This is a genomic window from Bacillus cereus group sp. MYBK14-1 (assembly GCF_051916885.1).
GTDB classification, from domain to species: domain Bacteria; phylum Bacillota; class Bacilli; order Bacillales; family Bacillaceae_G; genus Bacillus_A; species Bacillus_A cereus.
In genome coordinates this window covers 852,114-875,230 of record NZ_JBQAHM010000001.1, presented here as the reverse complement: position 1 = coordinate 875,230, position 23,117 = coordinate 852,114, and the positions used below count along the sequence as shown (strand labels likewise).

The window sequence follows — 23,117 nt, the reverse complement described above, 5'->3', positions numbered from 1 at the left end:
GCGACAGGGGATTTAGCGAAACGCAAAATTTACCCTGCTTTATATAAACTATTTAGTAATCAAAATATACCACAATCTATTTCGATTATCGGTATTGGCAGAAGGGCAATGTCAGATTTGGAATTTCAAACAAAGGTAGAACAATCCCTTGCTACATTTTCTAGAATATCTTCTGATGACGAATCAGGAGTAGAAGAATTTATTAGCACATTTCGTTATTGTCAATTAGATACAGCGAATATAGTGGGCTATCAAGATTTACTGAGCCTTGTAAAAAAGCGTGAAACAGAATTAAACATTCCTGAAAACCGTATGTTTTATCTATCTGTTATACCAGAAGTATTTGATGTGATTGCTTTAAATATTAAAGAGAGTGGATTGTGGGCTACAAAAGGATTAAACCGTCTTATTATAGAGAAGCCTTTTGATTATAATGTAACGTCTGCTCGCGAGTTTAACGGAAAATTAATTGAAGATTTCGATGAAACTGATATTTATTATATTGATCATTATCTTTGAAAATGAATGGTAACTAGGAATACACTTAGAAAAGTATTATGAAATAAATAGTATTTAATTCAAGACATTTTTATTGACGATAATAATTTATGTGGTTAATATATTAGACATAAGATTACTTAATTACTAAAAGTAATTAGATATAAAATATTTCGTTAAGTTCTATAAATAAGTAAGTTGCAGTAGAAATGCTTTGAATTGCCACTATTAATATTGGGGACAATGAGAGAGCGAAAGGTATAAAAAGAATTGGAATTAGATAACTCTTTGTTTTTTATAAAAACAGGAAGTATAAGAGTATGAGCTTCTGTACAATTCATTTTTAGTATATTGACGAGGATTATACAACAAGAGGGGGACTGAAATTGGAATCAATGACCTTTGTTTTATTTGGAGCGACAGGGGACTTAGCGAAACGCAAAATTTACCCCGCGCTATATAACTTATATAGAGATCAAAAGCTTCCAAAGCAGATATCTGTTATCGGGCTTGGAAGACGTCAAGTATCTCATGAAGATTTTCAAGAAAGAATAAAAGAATCAATAGAGACGTTTTCTCGTCAGAGGGAAGAAGGTACTCCGGAACTCGAAGGTTTTTTAGATAATTTTCGCTATTGTCCATTAGATGTGAGTAAACCGGAAGACTATGAGAGGTTATTACAAGTCGTTCGTGAAAGGGAAGAGGAACTACATATAAAAGGTAATAGAATGTTCTATCTTTCAGTTGCTCCTGAATTTTTCGAGACGATTGCTTTAAATATTAAGGAAAGCGGACTTGATAAAACAGATGGATGGAAACGCCTGATGATTGAGAAACCGTTTGGGCACGACCTTACATCTGCTCGTGAGCTTAATGATAAGCTTAGTCGCACGTTTGAAGAAGACGAGATATACCGTATTGATCACTATTTAGGTAAACCGATGATTCAAAACCTTGAAGCACTAGAATTTGCAAATCCTGTTCTCCAATCGATTTGGAACAAAGAACATATAGCAAATGTACAAATTACAGCTAGTGAAACAGTTGGGGTTGAAGAAAGAGCCGGATATTATGATCATGCAGGAGCCATTCGAGATATGGTTCAAAATCATATGTTACAAATATTAATGATGACTGCTATGAATCTGCCGGAAAAGGTTAATGCATGTGAAATTCGAGAGGAAAAACGAAAGGTAATGGAGACGCTTCGTAAAGTGAAAAAAGAAGACGTTCAAAGCCATATCATTCGAGGTCAATACTCTTCAGGAGAGATAAAAGGCGGGCAAGTTGTAGCGTATAAAGAGGAGCCAGGAGTAAATCCTTCTTCTAACATAGACACATTTGTTGCTGCTCGTTTGTGGATCGATAATCCATTTTGGACTGGCGTTCCCTTCTATATACGAACAGGAAAACGAATGAAAGAAAAGTCCACTCGTATTGTAATCGAGTTTAAAAATACGTTAAAACAGCAATATCAAGATAATAATCCAAATGCAGCACCTAACTTATTAATAATTGAAATTAGCCCAGGTGAGAATGTTTCATTACAGTTAAATAGTAAAAATCCATTGAAAAATGGAGAGATTGAACCGATGCGTATTAACTTTACTTGCGAGCAAGTGGATGTGGGAGTACCTGAAGCGTATGAAAGACTCATTCATGATGCGGTGAGTGGAGACGCTACATTCTTTGCACATTGGAGAGAAGTTGAATTGTCATGGGAATGGGTACAACCAATTCTTGAAGCGTTCGAGGAAAACTTATTACCGCTTCATGAATATGAGTCTGGTTCATATGGTCCAGAAGCGTCTAATGAACTGTTGCAAGAAAGTGGATTTAAATGGTGGTTAGATCAAGAGACGGAAAAATAAGTACTTTCTTTCATGAAAGCATTTAGGGGGACGATTACTATGACACAAAACATAAATCAATTAGCAGTGAATACACTTCGTACGTTATCGATTGATGCTATTAATGCGGCAAACTCAGGTCATCCAGGTCTTCCGATGGGAGCAGCACCAATGGCTTATGCATTATGGGCGAATCATTTAAATTACAATCCTAATCACCCAGAATGGTTTAACCGTGATCGTTTCGTTTTATCGGCGGGACATGGATCTAGTCTGTTATATAGCCTACTTCATTTAGCTGGATATGACGTTTCAATTGATGACTTGAAAAACTTCAGAAAGTTAAATAGTAAAACACCAGGACATCCTGAGTTTGGTCATACTCCTGGAGTTGAAGCGACTACAGGCCCGTTAGGACAAGGGATTGCTAATGCTGTCGGAATGGCAATGGCAGAAGCTCATTTAGCAGCGAAGTTTAATAAGGATGGTCACTCTATTATAGATCACAATACGTATGCTTTAGTCGGAGATGGTGACTTAATGGAGGGTGTCGCTTATGAAGCGATGTCAATGGCAGGACATATGAAACTTGGCAAGTTAATTGTACTGTATGATTCAAATGAAATTTCACTTGATGGTGAATTAGGCATTGCTTTCTCTGAAGATATTCAGAAAAGGGCAGAATCTGTACATTGGCAATATGTAAGAGTTGAAGATGGAAACGATGTCGATGCTATTACAAAAGCCATTACATTAGCGAAAGAAAATACGGATCAACCTACTCTTATAGAAATTAGAACCATTATAGGTTATGGAAGTCCAAAAGTTGCTGGAACGAACAAAGCACATGGTAATCCGCTTGGAGTAGAAGAAGCGACAGCGACAAAACAAGTGTATGGTTGGCACTATGAGGAAGACTTCTTTGTGCCTGAAGAAGTAACAGCTCATTTTAATGAACTAAAACAAAAAGGTATTGAAAAAGAAAATGACTGGAATGAGCAGTTCAATTCATACAGAGAGTCGAACCCTGCACTAGCAGATGAATTAGAAAAAGCGATTACAGGTGAGGTTTTAATTGAAGCGAAAGACATTCTATCCTTTGATATTGAAAAAACGATTTCCACTCGTGTTGCAAGTGGGGAAGCTATTAATCATTATGTGAAATCGATTCCTTCTATTTTCGGTGGAAGTGCAGATCTTTCTCATTCCACTATGACAGATATAAAAGGTGAAGCTGTGTACGCGGTAGAATCGTATGCTGGACGAAATATATACTTCGGTGTACGTGAACACGCAATGGGCGCGGCAGCGAATGGACTGGCTCTCCATGGAGGAGTAAAACCTTTCGTAAGTACATTCTTTGTATTTAATGATTACCTTCGTCCATCGATTCGACTGGCTGCACTGCAAAATTTACCTGTTACTTACGTATTTACACATGATTCGATTGCTGTAGGAGAAGATGGTCCAACGCATGAACCAATTGAACAATTGGCAGCGCTTCGAGCAATTCCTGGTCTAACAGTTATCCGTCCGTCAGATGCAAATGAAACAGCAAGTGCTTGGGCGTATGCTTTACAGCAAACGGATGGTCCAGTCGTTTTAGTACTGAGCCGTCAAAATTTACCGGTGTTTAATGAAACGAAAGCGAACATAGAGAATCTCTCTAAAGGAGCTTACGTATTAACACAAACGAATGAAAATCCGGATGTAATTTTAATTGCGACAGGTTCTGAAGTATCCTTAGCTACTAGTGCGAAAGCAAAATTAGAAGAAGATCAAGTTTCTGTTCGCATCGTTGCAATGCCGAGCTGGGAGTTATTCGATCGCCAATCGAACGAATATAAAGAATCCGTTCTTCCGTCTTCTATAACGAAACGAGTATCTCTTGAAATGGGTGTATCTCTAGGTTGGGAACGTTATGTAGGACAAGAAGGAAAAGTACTATCAATTGAAACATTTGGAGCTTCAGGAACTGGAGCTGAAGTCATGAATCTATTTGGATTTACGACAGAAAATGTTGTTCAAATTACAAAAAATGTGTTGAATTCTTAAGCTATGACTGTGAATACCTTTCTGTACATACTAACATTTCAGTGCTGAAAGGTATTCCAGATTGTAGTGATATGGATTTTTAATAAAAGATGATTTGAGGAGGAATTATATTATGCAAGTAGGATTAATTGGGTTAGGTAAAATGGGATTAAATTTAGGGAAAAATTTAATGGATCATAAACATGAAGTAGTAGCATTTGATTTAAATACGAGCGCAGTAGAAGAAATGAAAGAGTACGGGGCAACGGGTACATCTAGTTTAAGTGAACTTGTTCAGTCATTACAATCACCAAGAATTCTTTGGGTAATGGTACCACACGCTGTTGTTGATTCTGTTATTGATGAGGTTACACCACTTTTATCAAAAGGAGATATTTTAATTGAAGCTGGTAATTCACATTATAAAGAGTCTATCCGCCGATATGAGCAATTAAAGAAAGATGGCATTCACTTTATGGATGCAGGAACTTCTGGCGGAATGGAAGGCGCTCGTAATGGTGCTTGTTACATGATCGGAGGAGATCAAGAAGCTTGGGACATCGTTGAACCTATCTTCCGGGATACTGCTGTAGAAAATGGATTCTTATATGCTGGAAAAGCTGGTAGTGGTCACTTCTTAAAAATGGTTCATAACGGAATTGAATACGGTATGATGGCTGCTATTGGTGAAGGATTTGAGATTCTAGAGAAAAGTGAATTTGACTACGATTATGAAAAAGTATCAAGAGTATGGAACAACGGTTCAGTCATTCGTTCTTGGTTAATGGAATTAACAGAAAATGCATTTTCTAAAGATGCAAAACTGGATGAAATTAAGGGGGTTATGCATTCTTCTGGTGAAGGAAAATGGACAGTAGAAACAGCATTAGACCTTCAAACAGCAACGCCTGTTATCGCAATGTCTCTATTAATGCGCTACCGCTCATTAGACAATGATACATTTACAGGAAAAGTTGTAGCAGCTCTGCGTAATGAATTTGGCGGACATGCAGTAGAAAAGAAATAAAGTGAAACTTTAATAAGTAGGGGCTTTATTCCACATCAATCGGGCTTTTACGGGATAAGCATATTAAACATGTAACTCATCAACGTTTAAAAACTGGAGGGAATTGATCATGAAATTTTTTATTGATACTGCAAATCTTGAGGACATAAAAAAAGCATATAAACTTGGAGTTTTAGCTGGTGTTACAACGAATCCTTCTTTAGTAGCAAAAGAGGGCGTTAAGTTTGAAGACCGTATCGCAGAAATTTGTCAGGCAGTACCTAAAGTTGAGTCTGTTTCGGCAGAAGTAACGCCAGATGCTGTTACAGCTGAAGAAATGATTGCTCAAGCAGAAGAATTAATTAAAATTAACGGTGGCGATAAAAACGTCACGATAAAACTTCCAATGACGCTAGCAGGATTAGAAGCTTGTCGCTATCTTACTGAAAAAGGTGTGAAAACGAACGTTACACTTATTTTCACTGTGAACCAAGCACTTTTAGCTGCTCGAGCAGGTGCAACGTACGTTTCTCCATTTTTAGGACGTTTAGATGATATTTCTGAAGATGGTGTACTATTAGTTGCTAAAATTGCTGAATTATTCGATGTTCATCAATTAGATACACAAATTATTGCGGCTTCTGTCAGACATCCAGATCATGTAACTCGTGTAGCGATGGCAGGTGCTCACATTGCAACAATCCCTTATAAAGTAATCGAGCAACTTGCTATGCACCCATTAACAGACCAAGGTATTGAGAAATTTGCTGCGGATTGGGCGAAAGCTCCTAAATTATAATGCATGAAAGTGAAGGTGCTTTCCGAAAATTGCTTTTCATGAGAGGACAAATCCTAAGTAACTTCATCGTTTAAACTGGATCCTGATTTTGTAGTCTTACTACGTGAAAAAAGCAGAGATGAAAGTGTCATTCACTTTTAAAAAAGGAAAAATTGATCGCGCGAAGCGTTTATCACAATAACATTATAATTATGAAAGAGAAATCCCCTTATTAGAGAGATGAGTTATAGTGTATCTCTAATAAGGGAGATTCTTTTTATATAAATCATTATAATGTGAAGATGCTTTTAAACGTATAGCAATATGTAAAGGTATCTTTTACTCAAGTAAGAACTATATAGGTTCTTTTCATTATATAGTAATTATGAAAGGGTTTACATAAAGGGGGATTGAGTATGAATATGTACCTTTTAATTATTACATTATTATCAATTGTAATTGTTATTTTAGGGGTATCGTGGTGGAGATGGCATGCGTTTATTAGTTTAACGGTTGCAAGTTTGTTTTTAGCAATTATGTCTGGAATGCCAATGGATAAAATAGTGAGTGCTTATGAAACGGGAGTTGGAAGTGTTCTCGGGCATTTAGTAGGTATTTTAGTATTAGGTACAATTTTAGGGAAAATGATGGCAGAGTCAGGTGCTGGAATGCAGGTGGCAGAGTTCTTTATAAAATCCTTTGGGATAAAAAACTTACCATGGGCTATGTTAATTGCAGGTTTTATTATTGGAATCCCGGTGTTTTTTGAAGTAGGTATTTTAATATTACTACCGTTAGTAATTTCAATTCATAAAACAACGAAACAAAATATTTTATTGATAGCATTACCAGCAATTGCTGGGCTATCTGTCGTACACGGCCTTGTTCCTCCGCATCCAGGGGCAATTGTAGCAATTGGTATTTATAAAGCGAATCTTGGGAAGGTACTAATGTATTCACTCATTATTACATTTTTTGCAGCGATTATTGCAGGTCCTATATTTGCGAAATGGATTCACAAACGTGTAATTCCTGAAAATGAGCCAGAATTGATTCGTGTAAATACAAAATCAACGAAATTACCAGGAATAGGAGTTTCATTTTTAGTTATATTGTTACCTGTTATGTTAATGGTTTTAGCTGCAGCAGCTCCTTATGTGCCTCTTTCTACTACTTTGATGAAGACTGTCACATTAATCGGTAGTCCTATCATTGCACTATTGATTGCATGTTTTGCAGCGTTTTATTTTCTTGGATTTCGCCAAGGTATCGATAAAAAGGCTATTAAGAAGGTAACAGAAGATAGCTTATTACCAATCGGTTCAATTGTTGCGATTATTGGTGCCGGCGGGGGATTTAAGCAAATTCTTATCGATAGTGGTGTAGGCAATGCTATTGCTCAAATGTCTGAGCATTTAGCTCTATCCCCAATTGTATTAGCATTTATAGTAGCAGGATTAATTCGAATTGCAACAGGGTCAGCGACAGTCGCTTTAACAACAGCAGCGGGTATCGTTTCGCCAATCGTTGAAAATACAACAGGTGTGAACTTAGAGTTACTCGTTATTGCAACAGGTGCAGGAGCATTAATGTTTTCACACGTAAACGATGCTGGTTTTTGGATGGTAAAAGAATACCTAGGTTTAACAGTGAAAGAAACATTTAAAACATGGACAGTATTAGAAACGTTACTTTCATTTATCGCTTTTGGAGGAGTTTTACTACTCGATATGTTTGTTTAAGATAAAGATGTTTCTATTTAGATAATTGTGGCATACAACGTTATCAATAGATAAAAGGAATGTATTTTTATGGTGGGATACTGTAACAATTTTTTGTTAGGAGGAAGAAATGGTGAGCTCAAAATATATGATTGGTGTAGACATTGGGACAACTAGTACAAAATCAGTTCTATTTTCTACTGATGGATCTGTTATTGCAAGTCATGGAATTGAATATCCTTTATATTCTCCTACACCTGAAATAGCAGAACAAGACCCAGAAGAAATTTTTCGTGCAGTAATAAATACGATTAAAGAAACTATACAATCAAGTAGTGTACAGCCAAGTGATATTCTTTGTGTCTCTTTTAGCTCGGCAATGCATAGTCTCATTGCTGTAGATGAAAAGGGGAATCCATTAACGGGATGTATTACTTGGGCAGATAATAGAAGTGCAAGCTGGGCGGAGAAAATAAAGAATGATATGAATGGTCATGAAATTTACCTTCGTACTGGGACACCAATTCATCCGATGTCACCACTTTCGAAATTAGTTTGGCTACAGAATGAGCAGGCAGAGTTATTCGCAAAAAGTTATAAATTCATTTCTATTAAAGAATATGTTTTTTACAAGTTATATAAAGAGTATGTAATTGATTATTCTATAGCGTCAGCAACAGGGATGTTTAATTTGAAATCTTTAAAATGGGATGACGAGGCTTTACATGTTGCGGGAATTACAGATGAAAAGCTTTCAAAGCTTGTTCCAACAACGCACAGTTTAACAGGATTAGATGAAGAGCTTGCCAAAGAGATGAATGTACTTGTTTCTACGCCTTTTGTAGTAGGAGCGAGTGATGGAGTCCTATCCAATTTAGGTGTAAATGCAATTGATCCTGGTGTTGTGGCTGTTACAATTGGTACAAGCGGTGCGATACGTGCTGTAACAAATCGTCCTGTAACAGATCCAAAAGGTAGAATTTTTTGTTACGCCTTAACTGAAGAGCATTGGGTAATTGGTGGACCTGTTAATAACGGTGGTATGATTTTCAGATGGGCTCGTGATCAATTAGGCACTTCAGAGATTGAGCTTGCGAAGCGTTTAGGAAAAGATCCATATGAAGTGCTTACTGAAATAGCAGCAAAAGTGAATCCTGGATCTGACGGTTTATTGTTTCACCCGTATTTAGCAGGAGAAAGAGCTCCTTTATGGAATGCAAATGCACGAGGATCTTTCTTTGGACTCGGATTGCATCATAAGAAAGAACATCTTATCCGTGCTGTTTTAGAAGGAGTAATTTATAATTTATATACGGTTCTTCTCGCTTTAAAAGAGTTAATTGGCGAACCGAAAAAAATTCAAGCGACAGGCGGCTTTGCAAGGTCGGAGCTTTGGAGACAGATGATGGCGGACATCTTCCATCAAGACGTATATGTTCCGGAAAGTTTCGAAAGCTCTTGCTTAGGAGCTGCAATCCTCGGTTTATATAGTTTAGGTGAAATAGATACATTATCTGTAGTTTCTGAAATGGTAGGTGCAGATTTCCATCATGAGCCAAACATGGAAAGTGTGGAAAAATATAAAGATTTAACGCCAATCTATATCCGTCTGTCCCGTCAATTGGAAGAAGAATATGAAAGTATAGCAGCGTATCAAAAAAAGTGGGTTTAAAAGCTATTTACCAAGAAAATATGGTAACGTATAAAGAGGTACTCCGATTTTTTAGGATACTCTTTCAACATAAAATATTTTAAGAAGCATGATGGACGAAAAATATAGGGAGAGAGGGTTATGAAAATGAAGGATAACAAAGAGTTTATTGGATATGTTGGAACTTACACGAAAGAAAATAGCGAAGGAATATATAAATTTACGCTAGATGTAGAAGCAAAAAAAATTAGTAATGTAACACTTGCCGCTAAGCTGGATAACCCTACATATGTAACGATTAACCGAAATAATGAATATCTCTATTCCGTTGTTAAGGAAGGCGAATCTGGCGGTGTAGCTGCGTATTCCATTGATAGTCATACTGGAGAACTAAAAGCGAAAAATAGACAAGTAGTAGAAGGTGCTTCTCCTTGTCATATTAGTGTTGATAGTGGAAATCATACAGTAGTTACAGCGAATTACCATAAAGGAACGATTGAGTCTTTTGAAATAAATGAAGAAAATGGAACTGTAAATCCTGCTTCATCTATTATGGAACATGAAGGTTCAGGTCCGAATAAAGAAAGACAAGAAAAACCACATGCACATTACGCGGGGTACACTCCTGATGAAAAATATGTAGTGGGCGTTGATTTAGGGATAGATAAAATAATTACGTATGAAGTAAAAGATAGTACATTAACAGAAGTGAATCGTTTATCTGTAAATCCAGGAAGTGGTCCAAGACATATTACTTTTCATCCGAATGGAAAGTATGCATATGTGATGACGGAGCTTAGTTCAGAGGTTATTGTGTTAACCTATAATCCTGCAGAAGGATCCTTTACAGAATTACAGTATATTTCTACTGTTCCAGAAGAGTTTGATGAAAATAATCAAGGAAGTGCGATTCATATTTCTTCTGACGGCTGTTTTGTATATGCAGGTAATCGTGGTCATAATAGTATCGCTGTTTATAGCGTAGATCAAAATTCAGGTCAGCTTACATTTGTTGAACATACATCTACAGAAGGAAATTGGCCAAGAGACTTTGTATTAGATCCTACTGAAAAGTTCCTTGTTGCTACAAATGAAAAGTCACATAATCTTGTGTTATTTTCAAGAGATGAATCTACAGGTAAGTTAACACTTTTACAATCTGATGTTGTTGTGCCAGAGCCTGTTTGTGTGAAGTTTTTAAATATATAATTTCAGATGCCTAAACAAAAGCAAAGCGATATCGCTTTGCTTTTTATTGTTTCTTTTTCGGCCTACGTACTAATTCGCCGCCGCAGTTTGGACAAACGTTATGCCTTTCTTCTGTACATGGTGCGCAAAATGTACATTCATATACACAAATGTATGCTTCAGAATCTTGTTCGAGCGATTGATCGCAAATTTGACAGTTTGTTTTCATTTCTAGTGCCATAATAAGTCTCCTTTTTAGTTAGAAAATTTATAATTTAATTATAATTCATTAAATAGAAATAGTCCTTTTCAATTGAAAGGAAATCGAATGATAAAGTTATGAATTGAAACGGAAGATGCTGGTTTATTTTAAAATTGATTATTTATTACAGTTGGAATATTATGAAATAGTCAAAAGACAACAGGGGGTATAGATTTTGACTAATCATAACGATCATTTAAAAGCAAACTGCGAAAAATGCTTCGGTCTATGTTGCGTTGCATTACCGTTTGCAGCATCGGTAGATTTTGCAGTGAATAAAGATGGTGGTAAACCATGTTCCAACTTACAATCAGATTTTAAATGTAGTATACATAAAAATCTTAGAGGAAAAGGTTATAAAGGTTGTACAGTATTTGAATGTTTCGGTGCTGGGCAGAAGATTTCTCAGGGTACGTTTAAAGGGATTGATTGGAGGAAAGATGCAAAGCATGCAAGAAAAATGTACGATGCTTTTCCGGTTATGCATCAACTTCATGAAATGCTTTGGTATTTGAATGAAGCGATTCTTTTAAAGGCAACACAGCCAATTCATAAAGAGCTGGAGACCGCAATTGAGGAGACAGAGCGACTTTCGAATTTAAATCCAGATGAGTTAATGAAAATAAATGTTCCAATGCATAGGGCAGAGGTGAACATTCTTCTTTTAGAAACGAGCGAATTAGTATGGAAGGAAATGAATACTGCGCGTAAGAAACGAATCATTCACCGCGGAGCAGACCTTATGGGAGCGAATCTGAAAAAGAAAAATTTACAAGGTGCAAATTTAAGAGGAGCTTACTTAATTGCGGCTAACTTAAATGGTGCAGATTTAAGAGGAGCAGATCTCATCGGAGCAGATTTGCGAGATGCAGATATTCGCGGGGCTGATTTTACTAATAGTATTTTTCTGACGCAAGTTCAAGTTAATGCTGCTAGAGGGGACAAACATACGAAATTACCGAAATTATTGTCTCGTCCATCGCATTGGAGTGCGTAAAGAGTGAGGAGTATTTAGTGTGGATATATTTCAGTATTTAGAAGAGATGCAAGAGGATGTCTTTTCGTTAGCAGTAGAGCAAATAGAAGCGAAGTATTATGATATTTGTTGCATGTTGGCGTCTACAGAATATGCAGAACGAATTAAAGTAATTGATGTAGAGTCATATAAGGTAAGTATTCGAGTAGGTTTGGATGCAGCTGTAGAAATGGCTACTAATGAAGAAGCAAAAGCGATTTATTTTGAGTATGACCTTGATAACGAGTGGACTAGTCAGTTTTATATTTGTGAGGAATATGCTCCACTTGAAGAAGAGGATGATGATTGGGCTTCTGAATGGACATATGATGTTGAGGGACCGGGGTCTGTAGAATTAGCGGATATGTATAATGAAAATGGCTTTGACACAAGTGAAAAAGCAATCGGTATAACTTTATATTTAATTGCTAAAACGCTGTGTAGTTTTATAAGTGTACGTAGTGAAGTGCAAAGTAATATACCGATTTGTATTGGTTTTCACGACCAAGATCCAATAATGCGAACGGGCAGAGACTAAGAATCTCTGCCTGCTTTTTATTTCTTTTCAAAAGTAGTAATGAAAACGCTACATATAATGAGAATACCACCAATGAAAAAGTTACTATTTAATGTCTCATTTAATAAGAGCCAGCCAAGTAATGATCCAACGATAGGTTGGAAGAAGAAAAATAAGGAACCGATGCTTGCATCCATTAATTCTAATCCTTTATTCCAAAGGAAAAAGGCACCTGCTGTTGAGACGATTCCTAAGTATAATACGCCTAATATTACGTACGTATTTACTGTTCCGATAGAGGATGTTTGTAGTTCCCATATCATAAAAGGTGTAATAAAAAAGAGTGAAAAGAATATGGCATACGTTGTAATAACTAAAGATGAAAATCGAGCTGAAGCGGTTTTTACATAAATAGATAGTAAAGCCCACGTAATAGCGGCTCCAACTAAAATGATTGTTCCGATAAAATAATAGCCAATTTCAATGTCCCATCCGATTACGATAATGACACCGATTGTCGCTATTATAGTAGATAAAAGTCTACGAGCAGTTAGTTTCTCTTTCAAAATGAGCGCTGCAAATATAACCATAAATGCAGGTGTAGCTGATGTAACTAACGAGCCTGTATGAGCGTCGGATAATTTTGTTCCGATAAATTGGCATGTGATCGAAATGAAATAGCCGATAAATCCAATCCAAGCGAAGAGGAGCCAATCTTTTTTGCGAATGGTTACTTTTTTCTTTTGCTTTTTCTCAGCTAGTTTTAAAATGCCATACAAAACAACAAAAGCGATAATAAAGCGTAGCCAAACGAGTGTTAGTGGTGGGATAAAATCGAGTACGTATTTGCTAACAACATACATACCGCCCCATATACTTGCTGCTAGTGATAAATATATAGCTCCTAAAATTGTTTGTTTCATGTAAAGTACCTCCGTCTATTTTTAGGGTATTATGAGTTCCCTAAGACGAGGCGTAGTGTATGTGTTATATGATTGCCCGTCTTAGTTTATAGACGGCCTACAGGTTGATCGTTTTCGAATGAAGTGTTGTAGTACATGCGTGCATTCCTCCTCTTTAAGTTATAATGATATTATAACTTAATTTTCTGATTATTGGAGGTTGTTATGAAATATATCGTTATAAAATCACATGTTAGCAATTATCCTAATCCAATTCGCTTAGAAGAGGGGGATGTAGTGAAAATGATAGAGAGTTACGCTGGTCCGGAAAACTGGGAAAACTGGATGTTTTGTCACGAAGAGAAGTATAACCGGAAAGGATGGGTTCCGGAGCAAATTATAAGAAAAGATATGAATGGAACAGGAATTATTATAAAACAATATACTGCGAAAGAATTAAATGTGAGTATTGGAGAAAGATTGATCGGATTAGAAGAATTGAATGGATGGGTTTGGTGCGAAGGAAGAGATGGTGAGAAGGGCTGGGTACCAAAGGAAAACTTACAAAAATATGTTTCCTAATATTTGATCAATAATTAGGAAACATATTTTTGCTTATGAGTATATTGGTTGTAGGATAAAAAGTAGATTAATAGAGAAAGAGGAGGAGATTATTATAACTACAACCGTTATTTCACATTTTTACAATGAAGAGTATTTATTGCCATGGTGGCTTATGCATCATACGAAACTTTTTGATCATGGTATTTTAATTAATAAAGGTTCAACAGATCGTTCCGTTGAGATTTGTAAAAAATTCGCACCGCATTGGGAGGTGCGAGATTCTGTAAATCCAGAGTTTGATGCATATGCGACAGATCATGAAGTGATGAGGATAGAACAAGAAGTACAAGGATGGAAAATGATTTTAAATACGACTGAGTTTCTTTGCGTGCAAGATAAAAATCAGTTTTGGAAATCGCTAAATGAATTGGGGGGGAGGATGTATTGGCTGAACGGGCTTATTATGGTTGATGATCCTAACTACAACTATCCGGACCTTAACTTTGGAATACCTTTAATGAAACAGCGATTTCATGGTTATTTACCAGAAGATTGGCCGTTATGGAGAAGAGGTAGATTTATTCATAATCATGAGCATGGAAGTTATACGGTTGGAAGACATTTATCTGCGCATGAATCGATGATTTATCCACCTCTTGCCTGTATATTATGGTTTGGGTTTAGTCCGTGGAACGATGCGATGAGAAAGAGAAAGTTACAAATTGGTCCGACTCTTTCTGAAGCTAGTAAGCATGGGGGAATGGGGACGCACCATATTATTACGTCGGAAAGATTAGGAGAATGGTATAAGGAATTAGCGAGAGGAACGAAGGATTTACGTTTTAATGATGCATATCGTTATGTTTTTGTATAAATGATTTCCACCATAAAATTGTTTCTTCAATTCCTGTATTTAGATCGTATGTTGGTTTCCAGTTTACTTCAGTTTTTAAACGTTCTACATTAACCCCGACAAATAAAGGTTCATCTTTAGAGAAAGGGATTGCACCTAGTTTAATTAAATGTTCTTTTCCTATCTTTTTAGCAATGATAGAAGCTAACTTTTTAATTTGTACAGATTGACCAGAAGCGATATTGATGGTGCCTGTAACGCTGTGTTCTAATATTGTTACGAGAGCGTCAGCGACGTCACTCACATGGAGGAAATCTCTCGATTGTTTTCCATGTGTACATAGTGCTTCCTCGTTTTTTAATAAGGAAGTGATAATGTTAGAAACGAGCCGATTACCTTGTTCGTGAGGTCCATACATATGAAAAATGCGGCCCCAACACATGCTGAGGCCTGTTTGTTGTGCATACGTTTCTAGCCAGGAGTGCAGTGCATTTTTACATAAAGAATACGGGGTTTTATAGGAAAGGAGCGGTGAATCTTCAAATAATACGCCGTTAAACCATTCGTACTCTGCGCCAGTACCTGCAACGACAACACGCTTTCCGCCGCATGTTGTGAAGTGTTGAATCAATGAAATACTAGACTTTAGCCAATAGTAATTATTAATAGATACATAGCATGCTGGTGGCACTGCTTCCCAAGCAAGGTGAATGAGATGGCTAGGCTGAACATCCGAAATGAATTGTTTTACTTCGTCATCGCGAAGCAAGTTTACTTTATGCCAATGGCAAGGGAGGTGAGAGGGGTTATTTTTATTATACGTGGCGTGCACTTCATATCCCTTTTGTATAAGTGAATGTACAACATATTTACCTATCCAGCCACTACCACCTGTTACAACAACTTTCTTCATGGCTCGATCACCTCAATTTCTGGAACCGTCACTAAAAATTTACCGCCCCATTCACGAATGAAAGAGCATTCTTTCATAATTTCGTCTTTCAAATTCCAAGGAAGTATAAGAATGTAATCCGGTTTTGTACGTTTAATTTCTGCTGGAGATTTTATTGGAATACGAGTTCCTGGTAAAAGGAGATTTTGTTTGTGAGGATTTTTATCCACTGTATAAGCTAGAAATTCTTTACCTATCCCGCAATAATTCAAAAGGGTGTTTCCTTTAGCTGGAGCACCGTAACCGATAATTTGTTTGTTTAAAGCTTTCGCTTCAATAAAAAACTTTAAAATATTTATTTTCAATTGTTCGATGCGTTTAGAAAAAAGGAGATAGCAATCTAAAGTATCTAACCCGTGGTCGACTTCTTTTTGAATTAATTTTGTAACATTGGAATGGATAGTTGATTGGGCACTTAGATGGTTTACAAAAATCCGTAAGGAACCACCATGCGTTGAAAGTTCTTCTACATCAACAATTTGTAAATGATGATAACTTAAAACTTTTTGAAGGCTTATAAGTGAGAAGTAGGAAAAGTGCTCATGGTAGATAGTATCGAACTGTTTAAAGGATATGAGGTTTAATAAGTGTGGGAATTCAATTGTTATCGTGCCATCTTGTTTTAATAACGTTTTTAAACCGGCAACAAAATCATGCAAGTTTGGAACATGTGCTAATACGTTATTTGCGACGATTAAATCAGCTTGTGGCAATTTTTTTGCTAAGTCATTACTGAAAAAATTTACATGAGTAGGAATTCCTTTTTTGATAGCAATTTCTGCTACGTTTTTCGCGGGTTCAATTCCCAATGTCTCGATATTTTCTTTTTTAAAGTATTGTAATAAGTACCCATCGTTACTTGCGATTTCAATCACTTTTGAATGTTTCGTTAAGTTGAAACGCTTAATCGCCATTTCTACATATTGTTTAGCGTGTAGTAGCCAACTTGAGGAGTAAGAGCTGAAGTATAAATAGTTATGAAAAATATTTTGTGGGGATTCAAATTCATCTAGCTGGACGAGTAAACAAGAGTTACAAACAAATGTGTGCAGCGGATAAAAAGGTTCCATTTTATATGAGCTTTCAGGAGCTACAAATGAATTAGCAAGAGGGGAAACGCCCAAATCTAAAAAAGTGTTGGTTAGTAATGAGTGGCAAAAACGGCATTTTTTCTGTTCCATTTTATAGCCCCCTTATAAATTTTTGAATGCATCGATTTGTTGTCGTGTGAAAGATTCTATATTTTCACCAGATGCATATTTTTTGTACCAATCAACAGTCCAAGCGATAGCATCATCTGTTGATAACTTAGGAGTCCAGCCGAGTTTGTTTACTGCTTTTGTACTATCGAGTGTTAAAACAGGTGATTCATAAGGAGTATTTGTAGAGGAGGAAATGATTGTTAGTGGGTTATTCCATAATTTTATTACAGATTCAATGACATCATGAACGGTTCTGTTAGGTTCATTCATTGGGCCGAAATTCCACGCTTCTGCATATTTAGCATCATTCCAAAGTTTCTCAGCTAAAAGGATATAGCCATGTAGAGGATCTAAAACATGTTGCCACGGACGGACGGCATATTTGTTTCGAATACACAAAGTATGATTGTGCAAATATGCCCGAATGATATCAGGGAATAATCGGTCTTCTGCCCAATCACCACCGCCGATGACGTTACCAGCTCTGACTGAGGCGAGTTTCTGAGTATTAGTGCGGAAGAATGATTTTTGATAGGATGTTGCCGCTATTTCAGCGCAAGCTTTACTAGCGCTATAAGGATCGAAACCTCCTAGTCGGTCATTTTCCACGAACGCTCGGTCGCCACTACCGTCATTCTCATAACATTTATCGCTTGTCACATTAATAATGGCACGTACGCTTTCGACGGACTTTGCTGCTTCTAGCACGTGGACAGTACCTAGAACATTCGTTTTGAATGTATCGATAGGATTTTTGTATGAAGCGGTTACGATTGGCTGAGCTGCTAAATGAAATATTATGTCAGGTTTATGCTGCTTCATGGCATGAAATAAAGAATGGTAATCTGTAATATCGCCTTTCATTGTCGTGCACTCTTTTGCTACGTTACCTTGTTCAAAAATGTTAGGAATGGATGGGGGATGAGAAGAAAAGCCTACTACTTCTGCACCTAAAGAACTTAAGAAAAGGGTGAGCCAGGAGCCTTTAAATCCAGTATGTCCTGTAATAAATACTTTTTTCTTATTCCAAAAAGATGATGAAGCCATATTACCAAACCTTCCACGGAGCGTTATTACTTTCCCATAGCTCGACTAATTTATTTTTATCGCGCAATGTATCCATCGGATGCCAAAAACCAGAATGTTGATATGCGGCCAATTCATTTTTGTTTACTAACTGAACTAAAGTGTCTGTTTCAAAAACAGACTTATCTCCACTAATGTAATTGAAAACTTCAGGATTTAAAACGAAAAATCCACCGTTAACCCATCCGCCATCACCTAATGGTTTTTCTTGAAAAGATGTTACAGACTGTTTATCTAATATGAGAGAACCAAATCTACCAGGAGGTTGTACGGCAGTAACAGTAGCCATTTTTCCATGTTTTTTATGGAATGTAATAAGTTCTTTTATATTTACATTACTTAATCCATCACCATAAGTGAGGCAGAAAGGTTCGTCTCCGACATAATTTTGAATCTTTTTCACTCGGCCACCCGTTTCGGTATTTACACCAGTATCGATTAGTGTAACTTTCCATGGTTCTACACGATGAGAATGGCTAGTAATTGTATTATCGTTTAACTGTATTGTGAAATCAGACATGTGTAAGTTGTAATTTAGAAAGAACTCTTTAATTGCATATCCTTTATAGCCTAAGCAAATAATAAACTCAGTAATCCCGTAATGACTATACAAACTCATAATGTGCCATAGAATGGGCTTTGTTCCAATTTCAATCATAGGTTTCGGTTTTAAATGTGTTTCTTCCCCAATTCTTGTACCGTACCCACCAGCAAGAATAACAGCTTTCATTTTTTCCTCCTAAAATAAAAATTTATTATTTATACAGTATTCATGTTTTATGCAAATGAGATTGTTTTTGATTAAGTGAATGAAAATGTTTGAGGTGATGACGATGCAGAAAATATTACGGTTTGAATTTTGGAAATAATTCTTGATATTCAGGGTTATGACGGAGGTCTTGTGTTAGGTTACTAAGCTCTAAAAAACGTATGTCCAGTACTTCAGGAGATTGACCGTAATGTGTTTGAAGTCCCATTTGAACACCCCTTTTTGAAAGGGTAGGTGTAATTTGTAATTTTCTTGCCTTTGATTGTTCATTCCAAGGGCTAAAATAAAATTTTAAAATAAATGAAGGATAGTCATAAATTATATATCCGTGCCGCGAATGATGTCTACCAGGTAAATATGCACCGTCTAGATGATTGTGAATAAATCTCCAAGCACATCCGAGATTTGGGTTATAAGGGAAGACACCGTGGTATCGCTGTTCTACTAAGGGGATAGAATATCTAGGCTTTGAATAATTATAATTATGATTATCTATCATTAAAATCATTCTAATCGCATACATGTTTTGGCCTAGTGTATGAAGAGATGAAAAAAATTCTTCAGTATTATTACAACAAAAGAATTCAGTAGTATTTAAAACGATTTTCCAACCTGAAACTTCTCTTTCAATTTCCATCACTTCAATATCAGTATTAGTTGGATCAAACTCAAGAAATCTTGAATTTCGTACTTCCCAGTGGGGTGCTAATAGTTTACAAATCTCTACGGAACGATCTGTAGACCCTCTATTAATTAAAATGCCGTGATCGAATATTTTCGTGTGATGCATAAGCCACCATGGAAGTAGGTATTCTTCATTATAAAAATGAGAAATGATTGTCTTTTTCATATTAATTCCCTCCTATACAAGCAATCATTATTAGTAGGATATGCTTTTAAATAAGAAAGGTTAAAAGTGGCAGACAATGTAGTGATTAGGTAGTAGTTTAGTAATTTTATTGTATAAGTGTAGATTACTCGTATTGAATCATCATAGGAGGAGATTGGAATTTTGTATAAATTGTGAATAATAAACCGTCACGTTTGACTGTACAGTTTATGTGTTGTATGATGTAAGTAATATAAACAAGGGGGGAAGATCGTTGGGAAGGTGTATCGAATCGGACAGTTGGCTCTCATGGCTCACGTGTCGAAACGAACGATTGATTATTATACGAATCTAGGTATCTTAAAAGCGGAGCGATCTCAATCTAATTATCGCTATTACGACGAAACAGCATTTGAGACATTACAATTTATTGAGAAGTGCAAAGAAATGCATATGCCGCTTTGTGAGATTAAAGAGAAAATCGAGGAGAAGAAGAAGCTGCTCGGTATCAATGAACACGTTTCGAAACAAGTGAATGAAGTGACAGACCATATTCATCAATTAGAAGTGGAGCTTACTGAGTTAAAGCCGCTTTTAGATGGATTGACTGATTCACAACGTGAAAAAATATCGAAATCTTTATCAGGTCAAACGACAGCTTTAATACAGACACTTGCTCTATTATTATAGAATAAGTGAAATCCGACCTCTTTAATTTTTGTATCGGGCTATGTTTTCTAACAAACAAATAAGAAAACATTATAGTATACAGGAGGTGGACACCTTAGTTTTTTAACTAAGGGGATTCATTGGAAATATTTAATTTAGTCATGGTTGCGATTTTAATCGCATTTACTGGATTTTTCGTAGCAGCAGAGTTTGCGATTGTAAAGATACGTTCAAGCCGTATCGATCAGCTTGTTGCGGAAGGAAAACGCGGTGCTTTAGCAGCGAAAAAGGTAACAACAAATTTAGATGAATATTTATCTGCTTGTCAATTAGGTATTACAGTTACAGCTATGGGATTAGGTTGGTTAGGTGAACCGACAATTGAAAAGTTATTACACCCGTTATTTGAGAAATGGAACTTAAATCCTTCTATTTCATCAGTATTAACATTTGGTCTTGCTTTTATGATTATGACGTATTTACACGTTGTAGTAGGAGAATTAGCTCCAAAAACGATGGCAATTCAAAAGGCTGAAAGGGTAACGTTATTATTGGCAGGTCCATTAATGATGTTCTATAAAGTAATGTATCCATTTATTTGGGTATTGAACGGTTCAGCTCGTGTGATAACTGGTTTATTTGGTTTAAAGCCAGCTTCAGAACATGAAGTAGCTCATACAGAAGAAGAATTACGTCTTATCCTTTCAGATAGCTATGAAAGTGGCGAAATTAATCAAGCTGAATACAAGTATGTAAATAACATTTTTGAATTTGATAATCGTATTGCAAAAGAGATTATGGTACCGCGAACAGAAATCGTTGGTTTCTACCTGGAAGATTCAGTAGAAGAACACATGAAAGTAATCCAAAATGAGCGATACACACGTTATCCGATTTTTGGAGAAGATAAAGATGATATTATCGGTATGGTCAACGTAAAAGATTTCTTTATTCGATATATGACCGAGGATCAAAAAGATTTATCATCTATTCGCTCGTATATGCGTCCGATTATTGAAGTGATGGAAACGACTCCAATTCACGATTTATTACTTCAAATGCAGAAGAAGCGAATTCCGATGGCTGTTTTATATGATGAGTACGGAGGAACAGCTGGAATTGTAACGCTTGAAGATATCTTGGAGGAAATCGTCGGCGAAATTCGTGACGAATATGATGAAGATGAAGCACCACCAATTCAACATGTGAACGAGCAACATATCATTGTTGATGGAAAAGTGCTTATCTCAGAAGTGAAAGATTTATTTGGATTACACATCGAAGAAGATGATGTGGATACAATCGGTGGATGGATTATGATGCAAAATCATGAAATCGAAGAAGGACAACACGTTGAGGCGGAAGGTTATGAATTTAAAGTGTTAGAAAAAGACGCTTACCAAATTAAACGTGTTGAAATTCGTAAGATGGAACAAGAACAAGAAGAAGAGAAAGCAGCAACTGTGTAAGTTGCTGCTTTTCTTCTAAAGTACAAAAAATGAGAACTTAGGAGCGGATATTTTGATTCAAGAAGCCTTACGTGTATATCGATTACAATTGTATGTGATCTTTAGTGGTTTACTACTTATGTGGACGATTACTCCGTTTGGAAAACAAGTGACAGGGTTCGGTATCGGATTAGCAGTAAGTGCTTATTGTCTTTGGTTATTAGCTCGCAGAGTGGAGAAGCTCGGAAAAAGTATCGTAATGAAGGAAAAGGCTCCTGGATTAGGAGTTTTAAACCGATTTGCAGCTGCTATTTTAGGAGCTATCATCATGTATGAAATTGAGCATGAAATGGAAATGTGGGCATTCGGTACAGGTATTTTAGGTGGTCACTTTTTAATGATTGCAAATTTAGCGTATGCAAATATGCAGTTAGTGAAAGAAGAAGAGAAGCAAAGAGAACATGCTTCGAAAAACATAGAGCTATGATGAAAGGGACCTAATCAGGTTCCTTTTTTAGTTTAGCGATATGATACAAGTAATCAAATTAACGACAAATATAATACGCTTCTTTTTTGCATTTTTCAATAGTATGAAAAATAATAAAAAAATTTTAAAAAACCCATCGATTTCTAAAGGTTATGTATGTTATTATGACAAAAGACTTTTTGAAAGAGGTGGATACCAATGTTACAAGCGCTACTTATTTTTGTGCTTCAAATTATTTACGTTCCAATATTAACAATCCGTACGATTTTGCTTGTAAAGAATCAAACAAGATCCGCTGCTGGTGTTGGATTGTTAGAAGGAGCTATTTACATTGTCAGTTTAGGTATTGTGTTTCAAGATTTATCAAATTGGATGAACATCGTTGCCTATGTCATTGGCTTTAGTGCGGGACTGTTATTAGGCGGTTATATAGAGAATAAATTAGCAATTGGTTATATTACGTATCAAGTTAGTTTACTAGACCGTTGTAATGAATTAGTAGATGAGTTACGTCACTCTGGATTTGGCGTTACAGTATTTGAAGGCGAAGGTATTAATTCTATACGTTATCGCTTAGATATCGTCGCAAAGCGTTCTAGAGAGAAAGAGCTTTTAGAAATCATTAATGAAATTGCACCGAAAGCGTTTATGTCTTCGTATGAAATTCGCTCGTTTAAGGGTGGCTATTTAACGAAGGCGATGAAGAAAAGAGCGTTAATGAAGAAGAAAGATGAACATGCATCGTAAAAAAGAGGAATAGTGATGCATTAAAAGCGCAGTATAAGTCTAAATGTAAAAGGGAGGAATCTATTTTGATGTAGATTCCTCTCTTTTTT

General features: G+C 36.3%; 22 protein-coding genes and 1 pseudogene. 16 read left to right on the top strand and 7 right to left on the bottom strand.

Going from position 1 to position 23,117, the window contains the following annotated elements:
* Positions 1–3 precede the first annotated feature (3 nt).
* The 8 genes and pseudogenes from ACTFR3_RS04455 to ACTFR3_RS04420 all read left to right on the top strand — a co-directional run.
* Positions 4–519, top strand: a pseudogene (locus ACTFR3_RS04455) (glucose-6-phosphate dehydrogenase); the annotation flags it as partial.
* 365 nt (positions 520–884) lie between these two features.
* Positions 885–2,369 (top strand): glucose-6-phosphate dehydrogenase, encoded by a 1,485-nt coding sequence (zwf, locus tag ACTFR3_RS04450; protein WP_078994354.1) that lies wholly within the window; start codon positions 885–887, stop codon positions 2,367–2,369.
* A gap of 39 nt (positions 2,370–2,408) precedes the next feature.
* The gene (tkt, locus tag ACTFR3_RS04445; RefSeq protein ID WP_088020577.1) at positions 2,409–4,403 is read left to right on the top strand and encodes a transketolase; all 1,995 of its coding nucleotides are present in this window, start codon (positions 2,409–2,411) and stop codon (positions 4,401–4,403) included.
* A 112-nt stretch (positions 4,404–4,515) separates the two neighbouring features.
* Positions 4,516–5,409: a phosphogluconate dehydrogenase (NAD(+)-dependent, decarboxylating) gene (gene gnd, locus ACTFR3_RS04440; RefSeq protein ID WP_001195925.1), complete on the top strand. Its 894-nt coding sequence runs from the start codon at positions 4,516–4,518 to the stop codon at positions 5,407–5,409.
* 109 nt (positions 5,410–5,518) lie between these two features.
* Entirely contained in the window at positions 5,519–6,187 is a 669-nt protein-coding gene (gene fsa, locus ACTFR3_RS04435; protein WP_000667692.1) for a fructose-6-phosphate aldolase, read from the top strand.
* Positions 6,188–6,582: 395 nt separating this feature from the next.
* Positions 6,583–7,908: a gluconate permease GntP gene (gntP, locus tag ACTFR3_RS04430; protein WP_001057602.1), complete on the top strand. Its 1,326-nt coding sequence runs from the start codon at positions 6,583–6,585 to the stop codon at positions 7,906–7,908.
* 109 nt (positions 7,909–8,017) lie between these two features.
* A complete protein-coding gene (gntK, locus tag ACTFR3_RS04425; protein ID WP_440044205.1) occupies positions 8,018–9,559 on the top strand; it encodes a gluconokinase in 1,542 nt (513 codons plus the stop codon).
* Between the two features lie 120 nt (positions 9,560–9,679).
* Positions 9,680–10,747, top strand: coding sequence for a lactonase family protein (locus tag ACTFR3_RS04420; RefSeq protein WP_439962368.1), 1,068 nt, complete (start codon positions 9,680–9,682; stop codon positions 10,745–10,747).
* Between the two features lie 43 nt (positions 10,748–10,790).
* On the opposite strand, the gene ACTFR3_RS04415 is transcribed toward ACTFR3_RS04420, so the two are convergent.
* Complete coding sequence (locus ACTFR3_RS04415; protein WP_001162789.1) at positions 10,791–10,967, bottom strand: DUF1272 domain-containing protein; 177 nt, start codon at positions 10,965–10,967, stop codon at positions 10,791–10,793.
* 196 nt (positions 10,968–11,163) lie between these two features.
* On the opposite strand from ACTFR3_RS04415, the gene ACTFR3_RS04410 reads away from it, so the two are divergent.
* Together ACTFR3_RS04410 and ACTFR3_RS04405 are read left to right on the top strand one after the other, a co-directional pair.
* The gene (locus ACTFR3_RS04410; RefSeq protein WP_000181430.1) at positions 11,164–11,985 is read left to right on the top strand and encodes a pentapeptide repeat-containing protein; all 822 of its coding nucleotides are present in this window, start codon (positions 11,164–11,166) and stop codon (positions 11,983–11,985) included.
* Between the two features lie 19 nt (positions 11,986–12,004).
* On the top strand, positions 12,005–12,541 hold the full coding sequence (locus tag ACTFR3_RS04405; RefSeq protein WP_440044204.1) for a hypothetical protein: 537 nt from the start codon (positions 12,005–12,007) through the stop codon (positions 12,539–12,541).
* Between the two features lie 17 nt (positions 12,542–12,558).
* Here the strand turns inward: ACTFR3_RS04405 and ACTFR3_RS04400 are convergent, their stop codons facing one another.
* Positions 12,559–13,443, bottom strand: a complete 885-nt coding sequence (locus ACTFR3_RS04400; protein WP_000814764.1) for a DMT family transporter — start codon at positions 13,441–13,443, stop codon at positions 12,559–12,561.
* A 204-nt stretch (positions 13,444–13,647) separates the two neighbouring features.
* On the opposite strand from ACTFR3_RS04400, the gene ACTFR3_RS04395 reads away from it, so the two are divergent.
* Together ACTFR3_RS04395 and ACTFR3_RS04390 are read left to right on the top strand one after the other, a co-directional pair.
* A complete protein-coding gene (locus ACTFR3_RS04395; protein WP_440044203.1) occupies positions 13,648–14,004 on the top strand; it encodes an SH3 domain-containing protein in 357 nt (118 codons plus the stop codon).
* 55 nt (positions 14,005–14,059) lie between these two features.
* Positions 14,060–14,860 carry a glycosyltransferase family 2 protein gene (locus ACTFR3_RS04390; protein WP_157418622.1) on the top strand — a complete coding sequence of 267 codons (801 nt, stop codon included), beginning with the start codon at positions 14,060–14,062 and terminating at the stop codon, positions 14,858–14,860.
* Here the strand turns inward: ACTFR3_RS04390 and ACTFR3_RS04385 are convergent.
* From ACTFR3_RS04385 to ACTFR3_RS04365, 5 genes are all read right to left on the bottom strand, one after another.
* Positions 14,829–15,752 carry an NAD-dependent epimerase/dehydratase family protein gene (locus ACTFR3_RS04385; RefSeq protein ID WP_000758375.1) on the bottom strand — a complete coding sequence of 308 codons (924 nt, stop codon included), beginning with the start codon at positions 15,750–15,752 and terminating at the stop codon, positions 14,829–14,831. The genes ACTFR3_RS04390 and ACTFR3_RS04385 overlap by 32 nt on opposite strands.
* Positions 15,749–16,972, bottom strand: a complete 1,224-nt coding sequence (locus ACTFR3_RS04380) for a class I SAM-dependent methyltransferase (protein WP_000435776.1) — start codon at positions 16,970–16,972, stop codon at positions 15,749–15,751. Before ACTFR3_RS04380 ends, ACTFR3_RS04385 begins: the two co-directional genes overlap by 4 nt.
* A gap of 12 nt (positions 16,973–16,984) precedes the next feature.
* The gene (rfbG, locus tag ACTFR3_RS04375) at positions 16,985–18,040 is read right to left on the bottom strand and encodes a CDP-glucose 4,6-dehydratase (protein WP_000168654.1); all 1,056 of its coding nucleotides are present in this window, start codon (positions 18,038–18,040) and stop codon (positions 16,985–16,987) included.
* A 1-nt stretch (position 18,041) separates the two neighbouring features.
* Positions 18,042–18,809, bottom strand: coding sequence for a glucose-1-phosphate cytidylyltransferase (gene rfbF, locus ACTFR3_RS04370; RefSeq protein WP_000648807.1), 768 nt, complete (start codon positions 18,807–18,809; stop codon positions 18,042–18,044).
* Positions 18,810–18,924: 115 nt separating this feature from the next.
* Positions 18,925–19,698 (bottom strand): glycosyltransferase family 2 protein, encoded by a 774-nt coding sequence (locus ACTFR3_RS04365; RefSeq protein ID WP_000750973.1) that lies wholly within the window; start codon positions 19,696–19,698, stop codon positions 18,925–18,927.
* 261 nt (positions 19,699–19,959) lie between these two features.
* Between ACTFR3_RS04365 and ACTFR3_RS04360 the strand changes: the two genes are divergently transcribed.
* The 4 genes from ACTFR3_RS04360 to ACTFR3_RS04345 all read left to right on the top strand — a co-directional run bounded on the left by ACTFR3_RS04360 (position 19,960) and on the right by ACTFR3_RS04345 (position 23,028).
* Positions 19,960–20,367, top strand: a complete 408-nt coding sequence (locus ACTFR3_RS04360; protein ID WP_000285635.1) for a MerR family transcriptional regulator — start codon at positions 19,960–19,962, stop codon at positions 20,365–20,367.
* A 119-nt stretch (positions 20,368–20,486) separates the two neighbouring features.
* Entirely contained in the window at positions 20,487–21,815 is a 1,329-nt protein-coding gene (locus ACTFR3_RS04355) for a hemolysin family protein (RefSeq protein WP_000402258.1), read from the top strand.
* 52 nt (positions 21,816–21,867) lie between these two features.
* A complete protein-coding gene (locus ACTFR3_RS04350) occupies positions 21,868–22,281 on the top strand; it encodes an ATP synthase subunit I (protein WP_000613876.1) in 414 nt (137 codons plus the stop codon).
* A 198-nt stretch (positions 22,282–22,479) separates the two neighbouring features.
* Positions 22,480–23,028: a DUF2179 domain-containing protein gene (locus tag ACTFR3_RS04345; protein ID WP_000938438.1), complete on the top strand. Its 549-nt coding sequence runs from the start codon at positions 22,480–22,482 to the stop codon at positions 23,026–23,028.
* Positions 23,029–23,117: the final 89 nt, after the last annotated feature.